9 protein-coding genes are annotated in these 13,154 nt (G+C 39.4%); 6 read left to right on the top strand and 3 right to left on the bottom strand.

Annotated features, from left to right (window positions below):
• Positions 1–44 precede the first annotated feature (44 nt).
• Positions 45–1,415 (top strand): oxygen-independent coproporphyrinogen III oxidase, encoded by a 1,371-nt coding sequence (gene hemN / locus ABYD77_RS07060; RefSeq protein WP_372768381.1) that lies wholly within the window; start codon positions 45–47, stop codon positions 1,413–1,415.
• Positions 1,416–1,419: 4 nt separating this feature from the next.
• Here the strand turns inward: hemN and ABYD77_RS07055 are convergent, their stop codons facing one another.
• The 3 genes from ABYD77_RS07055 to ABYD77_RS07045 all read right to left on the bottom strand — a co-directional run bounded on the left by ABYD77_RS07055 (position 1,420) and on the right by ABYD77_RS07045 (position 3,043).
• Positions 1,420–1,911, bottom strand: coding sequence for a DUF1285 domain-containing protein (locus ABYD77_RS07055; RefSeq protein ID WP_372768379.1), 492 nt, complete (start codon positions 1,909–1,911; stop codon positions 1,420–1,422).
• A 27-nt stretch (positions 1,912–1,938) separates the two neighbouring features.
• Positions 1,939–2,508 (bottom strand): YceI family protein, encoded by a 570-nt coding sequence (locus tag ABYD77_RS07050; protein WP_372768377.1) that lies wholly within the window; start codon positions 2,506–2,508, stop codon positions 1,939–1,941.
• 73 nt (positions 2,509–2,581) lie between these two features.
• Positions 2,582–3,043, bottom strand: coding sequence for a DUF721 domain-containing protein (locus ABYD77_RS07045; RefSeq protein ID WP_372768375.1), 462 nt, complete (start codon positions 3,041–3,043; stop codon positions 2,582–2,584).
• A 348-nt stretch (positions 3,044–3,391) separates the two neighbouring features.
• Between ABYD77_RS07045 and secA the strand changes: the two genes are divergently transcribed.
• The 5 genes from secA to nagP all read left to right on the top strand — a co-directional run bounded on the left by secA (position 3,392) and on the right by nagP (position 12,796).
• Entirely contained in the window at positions 3,392–6,103 is a 2,712-nt protein-coding gene (secA, locus tag ABYD77_RS07040) for a preprotein translocase subunit SecA (protein ID WP_372768373.1), read from the top strand.
• Positions 6,104–6,170: 67 nt separating this feature from the next.
• Positions 6,171–6,560, top strand: coding sequence for an 8-oxo-dGTP diphosphatase MutT (mutT, locus tag ABYD77_RS07035; RefSeq protein ID WP_372768371.1), 390 nt, complete (start codon positions 6,171–6,173; stop codon positions 6,558–6,560).
• Between the two features lie 143 nt (positions 6,561–6,703).
• On the top strand, positions 6,704–8,392 hold the full coding sequence (gene ggt / locus ABYD77_RS07030) for a gamma-glutamyltransferase (protein WP_372768369.1): 1,689 nt from the start codon (positions 6,704–6,706) through the stop codon (positions 8,390–8,392).
• Between the two features lie 204 nt (positions 8,393–8,596).
• Positions 8,597–11,182 carry a family 20 glycosylhydrolase gene (locus ABYD77_RS07025; protein WP_372768367.1) on the top strand — a complete coding sequence of 862 codons (2,586 nt, stop codon included), beginning with the start codon at positions 8,597–8,599 and terminating at the stop codon, positions 11,180–11,182.
• 312 nt (positions 11,183–11,494) lie between these two features.
• Positions 11,495–12,796: an N-acetylglucosamine MFS transporter NagP gene (gene nagP / locus ABYD77_RS07020; protein WP_372768365.1), complete on the top strand. Its 1,302-nt coding sequence runs from the start codon at positions 11,495–11,497 to the stop codon at positions 12,794–12,796.
• Positions 12,797–13,154: the final 358 nt, after the last annotated feature.

Below are 13,154 nucleotides of genomic sequence, written 5' to 3'. Positions count from 1 at the left end.
ACTTTTGTACACTTGCTAAACCTTAATATTGTTAGGTTTCAGTCGTGCAAAATTTCGTAGAATGGGATAATTCCCTAATAAAAAAATACAATGTATCAGGTCCTCGTTATACGTCGTACCCGACAGCATTATCATTTGAGTCGGGATTCTCAGTAGAATCTGTCATAAACGCCATTGCAAAAAGTGATAACACGCGTTTATCGCTTTATATTCACGTGCCATTTTGTCATCAACTTTGCTACTACTGTGGTTGTAATAAAATAATTACCCGTCACCAGCATAAAGCAGATGTATACCTAGACTTTTTAGAGCAAGAAGCAAAGGCACAAGCAGCGCTTTATAAAGGTTACAATATTGAGCAACTTCATTTAGGTGGCGGCACGCCAACCTTTTTAACAAAAGAGCAAATGAGCCGTCTTATGGCGATTGTTAAAGCGCATTTTAATTTTTCCGATGAAGTGCAATCGAGCATTGAAATAGATCCCCGCTCTTTACCTGACGATATGCTTGGTCATTTACGTACGCTTGGATTTAATCGAGTGTCTTTTGGTATTCAAGATTTTAATGATGAAGTGCAAAAAGCGGTAAACCGTGAGCAGTGCGCCGATAACGTTGCAAACCTTGTGAGCGAAGCGCGGGCACTGGGCTTTTCATCGGTAAATGCAGATATGATTTATGGCTTACCGTTGCAAACGCCTGAGAGCTTTAAAGAGAGCATGGCGCGATTAATTGCACTCTCGCCAGATCGTGTTTCGGTATTTAACTATGCTCATTTGCCTGACCGTTTTGCTGCACAACGTAAAATTAAAGACGAACAATTACCAAGCCCAGAGCAAAAGCTGACAATGTTTAAAAATACTCTGGCGCAAATGATGGAAGCTGGATACGTAAATATCGGCATGGACCACTTTGCTAAAAACACTGACTCACTCGCTATTGCACAGCAGCAGGGGAAATTACACCGTAACTTCCAAGGGTATACTACCCATGGCGATTGTGACTTATTAGGGTTAGGTGCGTCTTCAATTTCACAAGTGGGCGATAGTATCTTCCAAAACCCGAAAGATCTTAAAGACTATTATCAAACCGTTGAAGCAGCAGGTGTGCCAGTTGTTAAAGGGCTTACTCTAACCAAGGATGATAAAATTCGCGCGTTTGTTATTAAAGAAATTATTTGCCACTTTAAGCTAAATTTTGCAGATGTTGAGAGCAAGTTTGCAATTAACTTTGCAGATTACTTTGCTGATGAGTTAAGTGGACTTACGTGTTTTGCTGAAGATGGCATGATTTCGCTGGATGAGAGTAAGCTTATCGTAGAGAACAAAGGCCGCTTGTTTATACGTAATATATGCATGACCTTTGATGCGTATTTAAAACAACAAGCGAAATTAACGCGATTCTCACGTGTGATTTAATTGATTAACCAATAAAGAAGTCTTGGCCGCCAGAGCAAATAGCAAAGCGGCCTTTTTTTTCACTCGCTATTTCAGCCCATTGATAAAACACATTGCGCGACACTTTTGCTAAAACACCATGATGTAAATGCAAATAAGGCACATCGCTTTTAAGTTCCAGTTGATGATTATCACCTAAAATATATTCTCTATTTAGGTTGTCGCAACAAATTATAAACTCTTCTTTTTCATACCAGTGGGTAATTAAAAAAGGCGCATCTTCAACACGGATGCGCATTTTTTCAATGGGTGTTTTTAAGTAGTAATGGTTTTGCTCTTTGATGAGTACCCGAGCAAATAATTTAACCATATTTATACGGTCAATTTTAGTTGCTTGAAAGTACCAATCGCCGTTTGCTTTGATTTCAATATCTATTTCACCGCAGTTTGCGGGTTGCCATGATTCAAATGGTGCAACGCTAGTTTCAATTTGCTTTGTCAGTATTGATAAATCCATAAAAGACTAAAACCGCTTTAATAAATGCTATTGAGTGAAGTGAAGAACAAAGGTGACTGGAACTGCACGGGCAATATTTGGTAAGCCTGCTACTTTTTGTAATGCAGCAACACCTGCATCTAAATTGAAGTCACTTGCATTAATAATGATAGGTGACATTGCTGTAACTAATAATGAATCATTGTTAGTTCGCGCTGCAAACACATCAATAGTGAGCGACTTTTCAACACCATTTAAAGATAACGTTGCTGGCACAGAAAATACATTGCTTTTTCCATCAGTAAGTTGCGCTAATTCTTTGTTTACTTTGGCATTCAAGTTTAATTTAGCAAACGATTTTGTATTGAATAACATGCTTTGCATGCGTTCATTACGGATTGGAATGTTGGTTTCTACGGAAGTTAAATCAATTTCAACTGAAAAGTCGCCGTTATCAGCAATCGAACCTGACAAGGTTTTAAAGTGATGAACTTCACCTATAGTGTCTTTTTTAATAGAAACAAAGCTAACTTTTGAGCTGTTATTTTGTAATTGCCAAGCTGCGGCTGAGTTAAAGCTGACCGCTAATAACGCTAAAGAAACAAGTTGTTTAAGCATAACGCATACCTTCTATGGTAAATATTTTTATTGCTCGTCAATAATAGCAATTATTCAGCGTTATAAAAAACCATTATCTGTCAGCAAGTTTCGCAAGGCGCTTTAGCTTTTCTTTGAGAGCATCGGGGGCGTGCTCGGCAACTTCAAGTAATGATTGTTGTGCGTTTTTTGTTAAACGTTTTTTCTCTTGGTTTTGCGAATTGTCCGCTGTTTTGTTAATGGCACTGCGCGGTGAAGTTTGTATTTTTATTTGGCAAAGTTCAGGTAAACCCAATCGGCGAAAATCACTGAGTAAACTTATTTTCATATAGTTTAAACGCATCGCAACAGCAGCCGATTGGGCATTAAGTACTAATGTGCCGTCTTGGTAATTTGCGATAGCGCACTTCGCTAGCATATTACTATCTAGAATTTGCTCTAGCAGTTTTTGTAGTTGTTTATTCTCTTGATTTTTATTTGAAAATTGCTGAAGCCGATTTGGCAGATTGGTGAGGACATCGCCAAGTGGTTTAGGTGCAAACCTGTTTTTTGCCATGCTTAAAACCCTCTTTTTTCTTATTGTATTGGGCATCAAAAGTTACAGCAAGTAAAAAGCTATAAATAAAGCTGAACAAACGGCAAATTAAACTTGGCTCAGTGAGATTAAATGAATAAAATATCGCCCTTGAATTAGGCAGAATTGTCTCAATATATAGAAAAATACAGCTGTATCACTCAAGGCTATATTGCTAGTTATCTCAAATAATACTGTTTGCATAGTGTGAACGAGCCATCTTTGGTCGGGTTAACTAGCAATATCGGTGCTCTGCTGATACTGTACGCACAATTAATTTGAAAAGTGACATGGGTTTTGTCACTAAACTAAGGTTGTAACGGTTTTATCATGATAGCTAACTTACTTACCAAAATATTTGGTAGTCGCAATGATCGAATAATTAAAAATTTACGAAAAACGGTCGAGCAAATTAATGGATTAGAACAGCAGTACGAAGCGCTTTCGGATGAAGAGCTAAAAGCAAAAACAGCAGAGTTTCGTGAGCGTTATGATAATGGTGAAACCTTAGACTCTTTCCTAGCTGAAGCATTTGCAGTTGTTCGTGAAGCTTCTAAGCGTGTTTACGGTATGCGTCACTTCGATGTGCAGCTTATCGGTGGTATGGTTTTACACCAAGGTAAAATCTCAGAAATGCGTACCGGTGAAGGTAAAACCCTTACAGCAACCTTACCTGCGTATTTACACGGTTTAACAGGTAAAGGTGTTCACGTTATTACGGTGAATGACTACCTAGCAAAACGTGATGCAGAAACAAACCGTGCCCTTTTTGAATTCTTAGGTTTAACAGTTGGCTGTAACGTGCCAGGTATGATGCCACAGCAAAAGAAAGTGGCTTATGCAGCAGACATTACTTACGGTACAAACAACGAATTTGGTTTTGATTATCTTCGTGACAATATGGCGTTTTCGCCAGAAGAACGTGTTCAGCGTCCTCTATACTACGCAGTAGTGGATGAGGTTGACTCAATCTTAATCGATGAAGCGCGTACGCCGCTAATCATCTCTGGTCCTGCAGAAGATAGCTCTGAGCTTTACCAACAAATTGATAAATTGGTGCCGCAGCTTGAACAGCAAGAAAAAGAAGATGAAGAGGGTGTTGAAGGCGATGGCGATTTCACAATTGATGAAAAGTCTAAGCAGGTTCACCTTACAGAACGCGGTCAAGTTCGTGTAGAAGAAATCTTAACAGAGTTAGGTTTAATTGAAGACGGTGATTCGCTTTATTCTGCAAATAATATCACCCTTTTAAGCCATGTTTATGCAGCACTTCGTGCTCACAAGCTTTATCAAAAAGACGTCGATTACGTTGTTAAAGATGACGAAGTTATCATTGTTGACGAACATACAGGTCGTACAATGGAGGGCCGTCGTTGGTCAGAAGGTTTACACCAAGCGGTTGAAGCAAAAGAAGGTGTTAACATTCAAAACGAAAACCAAACACTTGCATCAATCACGTTCCAAAACTATTTCCGTCTTTACGACATTCTTGCTGGTATGACAGGTACAGCGGACACAGAAGCATTTGAATTCCAGTCAATCTACGGTCTAGAAACAGTTGTTATTCCAACTAACAAACCGATGATCCGTGATGACCGTGCCGATTTAGTTTACTTAACGCAAGAAGAAAAGTACGAAGCAATCTTAGCGGATATCCGTGATTGCCAAGAGCGTGGTCAGCCTGTGCTTGTGGGTACAATTTCAATTGAAAGCTCAGAGTACTTATCGCAGTTTTTACGTAAAGAAAAAATTAAGCACAATGTACTAAATGCGAAATTCCACCAACAAGAAGCTGAGATTGTTGCAAACGCTGGTCTTGCGGGTGCAGTAACTATTGCAACTAACATGGCAGGTCGTGGTACCGATATCGTGTTAGGCGGTAACTGGAAGATGGAAGCTGAAAAGCTTGAAAATCCAACAGATGAGCAAATCGCAAAGCTGAAAGAAGAATGGCAAAAACGTCATGATGCAGTACTAGAAGCAGGTGGTTTACACATTATTGCTACCGAGCGTCATGAATCACGTCGTATCGATAACCAGTTACGTGGTCGTTCAGGTCGTCAAGGTGATGCAGGTTCAAGCCGTTTCTACCTATCAATGGAAGATGCACTAATGCGTATTTTCGCTGGCGAGCGCATGATGAACATGATGCGTAAATTAGGTATGCAACGTGGTGAAGCAATTGAGCACCCGTGGGTAAACCGCGCAATCGAAAATGCACAACGTAAAGTTGAAGCCCGTAACTTTGATATTCGTAAGCAATTACTTGAGTACGATGATGTAGCAAATGATCAGCGTCGCGTAGTTTATACGCAGCGTAATGAGCTATTAGAAGAAGGCGATATTTCAGAAACAATTACTGCGATTCGTTCAGATGTACTTAACGGTATTATCGATCAGTACATTCCACCGCAATCACTTGCTGATATGTGGGATATTGCCGGTCTTGAAGATCGTTTACGTGCAGATTTCCTAGTTGAAATGCCTATACAACAATGGCTTGATGAAGATAATAAACTTTACGAAGAAAAACTTCGTGAGCGTATTGAAGAAGGTGTTACTGCGGCTTACAAACATAAAGAAGATCAAGTGGGTGCAGATGTTTTGCGTCACTTTGAAAAAGCGATTATGTTACAAACACTTGACCAACATTGGAAAGATCACCTTGCAGCGATGGATCACTTACGTCAAGGTATTGGTCTACGTGGTTATGCACAGAAAAATCCGAAGCAAGAATATAAGCGTGAGTCATTTGAATTATTCTCTAACATGCTAGAAGCACTGAAAGTGGAAGTGGTTAGCATTCTTGCAAAAGTACAAGTACGTGCAGAAGAAGATGTTGAAGCGGTTGAAGAGCGTCGTCGTCAACAAGCTGAAAATACACCAAAGCAATATCAACATGAAGAAGCTGAGCATGTTGGTGGTGAAACACCACAAGGTGCGCATGTAACTGTTCGCAATGACGCAAAAGTAGGTCGTAATGATCCTTGCCCATGTGGTTCAGGTAAAAAATATAAGCAATGTCACGGTAAACTTTCTTAATAGTGAGCCGTACAAAGAAAAGCGACACAGTGTGTCGCTTTTTTTATGATTTTAAGAAGAATACAAAATGAAAAAACAAGTACATGTTGCAGTTGGTGTAATTAAAAAAAATGATTTAATTTTTATTGCTAAACGTCACGAGTCACAACATCAAGGCGGTAAATGGGAGTTTCCGGGCGGTAAAGTGGAAGCGGGCGAAACCGTAACGCAAGCGTTAGCAAGAGAATTAAAAGAAGAAATTGGCATTGACGTAAAATCATCAACGCCTTTTTTAGAAATTCACCATGATTACCCAGATAAATCAGTGCATCTAGATATTCACTTAGTTGAAGCGTTTGATGGTGAAGCAAAACACCTAGAAGGACAAGACCACAAATGGGTGGCTATTAGTGATTTAAATAATTATGAATTCCCAGCGGCTAATGTTGTGATTATCGAGAAACTACAAGCAAACTAGTTCCCAAGTTAGTAGCAAAGCATCTACGGCTTTGCTACTAACCTGCATTTTATCTACAGATCTTCTCTATTTACCTCGAATTATTGTTTCCTGTTCAGAAAAAGCGTTATGTTAGCTATAACCAGAACAACAGGATAATAATAATGAAATGGCTTAAACCCCCTTTACTGATTATCAGTTTGGCAATTCCGTCAATCGCCAGTGCTTATGATCGCATTACAGGTGAAATGTTTGCCAGTCGCTCAGAAGTATTTGCTGAAAATGGCATGGCTGCAACGTCGCAGCCGTTAGCAACGCAAGTTGCGCTCGATATATTAAAAAAAGGTGGCAGTGCTGTGGATGCTGCAATTGCAGCAAATGCGGTATTGGGATTAGTTGAGCCAACAGGTTGCGGTATTGGTGGCGATTTATATGCCATTGTATGGCAACAAAAAGAGCAAAAACTGCATGGACTTAATGCATCAGGTCGTTCGCCGGGATCATTAACGATTGATATATTAAAAGCGCAGGGCGATAAAATACCTAGTTATGGCCCATTACCGGTTTCGGTACCTGGTGCTGTCGACGGTTGGTTTGAATTGCACAATAAATTTGGCAAATTGCCAATGGCTGAGTTATTAGCGCCTGCAATAAATTATGCTGAAAATGGTTTTCCAGTATCAGAGCTAATTGCTTACTACCTCGATAAAAGTGTTTCTGTTCGTGGAAAGTACCCGGGCTTTAAAGAAGTCTTTATGCCAAATGGCCATATGCCAAAAAAAGGTGAAATCTTTAAAAACCATGCACTTGCACAAACTTACCGCAAAATTGCAAAAGGCGGTCGCGATGCATTCTATAAAGGTGATATTGCAAAAGAAATCGACCGTTATATGAAAGCCAATGGCGGTTATTTGAGTTACGACGATTTAGCATCGCATAAAAGTAACTGGGTAGAACCTGTAAGTACTAACTACCGTGGTTATGATTTATGGGAGCTGCCGCCCAATGGCCAGGGTATTGCCGCGCTACAAATTTTAAATATTCTTGAAGACTATGACATTGCAAGTATGGGATTTGACAGCCCTGAGTATGTTCATACTTTTGTGGAGGCTAAAAAATTGGCTTTTGCTGATCGCGCTAAATACTACGCTGACTCATCATTCAATGACATTCCAGTAAAACAATTAATTAGCAAAGAATATGCTGCAAAGCGTCGCAAGCTTATTGATGAAAATAAAGCGAGCAAGCAAGTGGATGCGGGGCCAGTAGAAGGAGATACTATTTATTTAACTACTGCTGATAAAGATGGCAACATGGTATCACTTATTCAAAGTAACTATCGCGGTATGGGTTCTGGCATGACACCAGAAAAGTTAGGGTTTGTGTTGCAAAATCGTGGCGAGCTATTTGCCCTTGAAGAAGGTCACTTCAACGTTTATGCACCTAAAAAACGACCTTTTCATACTATTATTCCTGCCTTTGTTACCAAAGGTGGCAAACCTTATATCAGCTTTGGTGTGATGGGTGGCGCTACACAACCGCAAATGCATGCGCAAATTCTAATTAATATGATTGATTTTGGTATGAACCTGCAAGAAGCCGGGGATGCACCACGCATTTTACATACTGGTTCGTCACAGCCTACCGGTGAAAAAATGACAAATGGCGGCTATGTTAGCTTAGAAGCTGGTTTTTCAGAAAAGACAAAACGTGAGCTGGTGAAAAAAGGACACACACTTCAACATGCAGTTGGCCCCTACGGTGGTTATCAAGCGATTATGAAGCAGCTCTCAAATGGCGTTTATGTTGGCGCATCAGAGACGCGAAAAGACGGTATGGCTGCAGGCTATTAATAATTTCAACACGTTAGAGGTATTTTGTAATACCTCTAACTTACTGATATTAAATGTTTTCAGATAAAATTAAGGTTTTTTTTAAGTTGTTTTGATAGCGCTGTCATTAAATAGTCATTATGATTCCTAATAACAAAAACTAAAATTAACGCTTTCGTTGCTCTATGGTTAGAAAGCGCATAATTAACAAGTAAAGGAAGTCTTATGTATTTGAGAAAAACCATACTTGCTACAGCTTTATTGGCAACGCCGTTATTTGCTAATGCCAAGCTATCGCAATCTGACATTAAAGAATTTGCAGCACAAGCGGATCTAAAATTTGGTGTCGTTGATAATTTTCATAACAACGATGGCGGTTACATCGGTAAAGTCCAACTTAAAAACACTTCAAAAGTTGCACTACCAAAAGGTGAAAGTAACTGGCAGCTGTATTTCCACAGTATTCGTAAAGTAAAAACCTCTGAAGTAAAAGGTATTGCAATTGAGCATGTAAACGGTGACTTGCATCGTTTAGTGCCGACTAAAGCATTTGCTGGTTTAGCCGTTGGTGAAATGTTAGCACTTGAGTATGAAGCAGCAGCTTATATTGTGTCTTATTCAGATGTGATGCCACGTGCATTTATCTCACTCAATAATAAAGACGCAGAAGTGTTTGCCAGCACAGATACTGAAGATTTAAAACAGTTTGTACTGCCAATTGTTGAAGAGCGCCAATTAAAGAAATTTAACACGCCAAAAGATTTAAGTGTGATTGCCGATGCACAAAACCGTCATGCACTTAATATCAAAAATGAAAAATACACGCCAAGCCAAGAGGAAGCCCTTAAGCGAATTATTCCAAAGCCACAAAGCGTTGATTTTTCTCGTGGTGAAGTAACGCTTTCGTCAGATTGGGTTGTTAGCTATCAAGGTAGTTTAAAGCAAGAAGTAACAGTACTGCTTGATGATTTATCAAAACTGTATGGCCTTAAATTAGAAGCGAATGCAGACCATACCTCAGTAGGTAAAAAACCGCATTTATCATTAAAAGTTGATAATTCAATTCAAAATGGTGACGCTGAAAGTTATCACTTAGAAATTGATAAAAATAAAATTACGGTTATTGGTAGTGATAATGCAGGTGTTTTTTATGGTTTGCAGTCATTATTGGCACTTTTCCCAGCTGACACCAACGGCAGCGTTGAATTACCACGTGTAGAAATTAAAGATTCGCCGCGCTTTAGTTACCGCGGTATGCATTATGACAATGCACGTAACTTCCATGGTAAAGATGCAATGTTTAAGTTGGTTGAGCAAATGGCAAAATATAAGCTCAATACATTACATTGGCACTTTTCAGATGATGAAGGTTGGCGTTTAGAGATCCCATCATTACCTGAGCTTGCAGAAATTGGTGGCGTACGTTGTTTTGATTTGTCTGAAGATTCTTGCTTACTGACTCAGTTGGGTACAGGTCCACACAAAGACGGTTCAGGTAATGGCTATCTTACGAAAGATGATTTTGTTGAATTATTAAAATTTGCCGCTGCACGTCATATCAAGATCATTCCTGAAGTAGAGTCGCCAGGTCATGCGCGTGCATCAATTATTGCGATGGAAGCACGTTACCGTAAATTGATGAAAGCAGGCGATGAAGTAGGTGCGAAAGCATACTTGCTGAGTGATCCTGAAGATAAGTCAGAATACATCACAGTACAGAATTACACTGATAATTCTATCAATGCGTGTATGGACTCAAGTTATAACTTTATGGAGAAAGTGACGTACGAGCTTCAACAAATGTATCGTGAAGCGGGTGTACGTTTAGAAAACCTGCATTTTGGTGGCGATGAAGTAGGTGCTGGTTCTTGGACTAATTCACCAGCGTGTCAAAAAATGTTTGAAGAGGCTGGTAATGGGGTTGCAGGTCCTGCCGATCTTAAGCCTTACTTTACCCAGCGTGTAGCAAAAATGCTTGCTAAACGTGGTATTGCTCCTGGCGCATGGGAAGATGGTTTAATGTATGACCGCGTGAATACATTTAACCGTGAAGAATTCCCTAATCCAGTATTTACAGCGAATGCTTGGGATAATATTTGGGAGTGGGGTGTTGCAGATCGTGCTTACCGCTTAGCAAACAATGACTATCAAGTTGTTTTATCGCATGGTACACATCTTTATTTTGACCACCCTTACGAAGCACACCCAGAAGAACGTGGCTATTATTGGGCAACGCGTTTTATCAGTAATGAAAAAGCATTTGGCTATATGCCAGACAATGTTTATGCCAATGCTGACTTTACCCGCACTGGTGAAGTTATCAAAAACTTAGAAGACTTAGTTGGTCGTTCATTACCTCAGCTTGAAAAGCCTGAAAATATTTTAGGTATGCAAGGGCAGGTATGGTCTGAAACAATCCGTACTGAAGATCAAGTATTAGCTATGTTATTCCCGCGTGTGTTGGCAGTAGCAGAGCGTTCATGGCACAAAGCTTCTTGGGAAGGTGAAAAACCAAACGCTGAAAAGCGTGCTAAAGATTGGATGACTTTCTCTGCTGCACTAGGTAGCAAGGAGCTTGCAAAACTAGCTAAGTCAGGTGTGAAAGCTAATTTAGATGTACCAGGTGGTGAAGTTAATAACGGTACCCTAACAACCAGTGTTGCAACAGCTTACTTAGATGTTGAATACAGTGTTGATAAAGGTAAGTCGTGGCAAACATATCAAAAACCTGTTGCTGTGGGTAATGCCCAACTATGGTTGAGAAGTTCATTAAATGATCAAGTTAAGAGTCGTATTACTACGATTAATTAACTAATTGTTATTAAAACTAAAGGGAGCATTTGCTCCCTTTTTGTTCTAATTAATTCAAAATTCAAAGTGGCAATATTTATTCAATTGCATTAAAGTAAAATGACAGCGCTATCATTTTTGTGGCTTAGGGGAAGCGCTAACTTCCGAAAATTGCCGTATACAAAGTGATTAGTGCTAATAATAAAACCAAGAAATAAAACCGGGTGCGTTAACTATTTATTAGTGCGTCTGAAAGATAGGTTGTTTAACGCAAATGGTATTTTCATAGTTTAAAACTATGGCATAAGATTAACCTGCAACAAGAAGAAGTTTATGGAAGCAACAGTGGAAAACGAACAAAATTCCCAGCAAAGCATCATTTTACCAATGGTACTTTCTGGCTCAATGTTTTTTATACTAGGTTGTATTACCTGGTTAAACGGTGCAATTACACCTTTCTTACAACAAATGCTTGAGCTGTCACCGCTGCAAGCTTCATTTATTATTTCATCTTTCTATATTGCAGTAACCATTGCTGGTATTCCATCGGCAATGTTAATTAAGAAAGTGGGTTATAAGAATGGCATGGCAATAGGTTGTGCCATTATGGCAGCTTCAGCACTGCTATATATTCCAGCTGCAAAAATGCAAATGATTGAAATTTTCTTATTTGCTCAATTGCTCATTGGTGTAGGTCAAACTGTATTACAAACAGCGGTAAATCCATATGTTGTTAAAATGGGTTCAGAAAGTTCTGCTGCTGTACGTGTTTGTATTATGGGTCTTTTAAACAAGTTTGCAGGGGTTGTTGTTCCAATTGTATTTGCAATGGTAACGGTTGCCGCAGTTGCAGGTGAGGGTGAAGTACTTTCACAAGCGCAAAAAGATGCAATGGCAAATAGTTTAGTGGCACCTTATATAGCAATTGCAGGTTTAATCTTCGCGTTTGCAGCATTCGCAAAATTCTCCCCATTACCTGATTTAGTATTTGAAGATGAAAACCCAAATGCAAAAGGTGAAGTACGTGAAGCTCTTAGTCATCCTCATTTAGTATTAGGTGTAATTGGTATCGCACTTTATGTAGCAGTAGAAGTAATCGCTGCAGATACCATTGGCTCATACGCATTAGCGATTGGTGTTGCTGATTTCTCTATGATGACATCCTACACAATGGCGTGCATGCTTGTTGGTTATGCAATCGGTATTGCGCTTATCCCTAAATATATGTCACAACAAAATGCGTTGGTTATGTCGGGTGTTGCAGGTTTAATTACAGTTGCTGCAGTAGTATTCGGTAGCAACGAATCTACAGCTATCTCAAATATACTACTTGTTCCATTCGGTGGTCCTGAATTACCTGATCCATTAGTATGTATTGCGTTATTAGGTTTTGCTAATGCAATGGTATGGCCTGCAATCTGGCCTCTAGCATTAAGTGGTTTAGGTCGACTAACTGGAACTGCATCAGGTCTACTTATTATGGGTATTGCAGGTGGTGCGCTTGGCCCATTACTTATTGGTCTAGGTAATGTAGCTGGTTTAGGTGCACAAGGTGCGTACGCATTAATGGTACCTAGTTATCTATTTATTATCTTCTACGCAGTTAAAGGTCACAAAATGCGTAGCTGGAAATAAACAAATTTTCATTAGTATTACACTCCCTAAAACGCCAAACATAAGTTTGGCGTTTTTTTATGCGTAAATGTAGCTTTTGTGTTAATGAAATAGGCGCATTGAATACTTAATAATCATACGATCAAAAAAGATCGTTTTTTTTGAAAAAAGGGGTTGATCTGATTTTCGATCTGCCTATAATGCGCATCCACCGACACGGAGCACAGCAACAACAAATGCTGAGTTAAGTAAGCGGGAGTCAAACGGAAAGTTACTTTGAAAAATAAATTGATTTTCTAGTTGACTTTAAAAGTGAAGCGGTTAATATATCGCTCCACTTCGCAGCGAGAGAGGCTGCAGCAAGCACTAAGTTGTTTGC

Source organism: Pseudoalteromonas sp., assembly GCF_041629635.1.
Classification (GTDB): Bacteria; Pseudomonadota; Gammaproteobacteria; order Enterobacterales; family Alteromonadaceae; genus Pseudoalteromonas.
This window is presented reverse-complemented; position numbering and strand designations above follow the sequence as displayed.

Coding starts and splice junctions, on each gene's coding strand:
- ggt (WP_372768369.1), top strand. CDS start 6,704: ATGAAATGGCTTAAACCCCCTTTACTGATTATCAGTTTGGCAATTCCG.
- nagP (WP_372768365.1), top strand. CDS start 11,495: ATGGAAGCAACAGTGGAAAACGAACAAAATTCCCAGCAAAGCATCATT.
- mutT (WP_372768371.1), top strand. CDS start 6,171: ATGAAAAAACAAGTACATGTTGCAGTTGGTGTAATTAAAAAAAATGAT.
- ABYD77_RS07055 (WP_372768379.1), bottom strand. CDS start 1,911: ATGGATTTATCAATACTGACAAAGCAAATTGAAACTAGCGTTGCACCA.
- ABYD77_RS07045 (WP_372768375.1), bottom strand. CDS start 3,043: ATGGCAAAAAACAGGTTTGCACCTAAACCACTTGGCGATGTCCTCACC.
- ABYD77_RS07050 (WP_372768377.1), bottom strand. CDS start 2,508: ATGCTTAAACAACTTGTTTCTTTAGCGTTATTAGCGGTCAGCTTTAAC.
- secA (WP_372768373.1), top strand. CDS start 3,392: ATGATAGCTAACTTACTTACCAAAATATTTGGTAGTCGCAATGATCGA.
- ABYD77_RS07025 (WP_372768367.1), top strand. CDS start 8,597: ATGTATTTGAGAAAAACCATACTTGCTACAGCTTTATTGGCAACGCCG.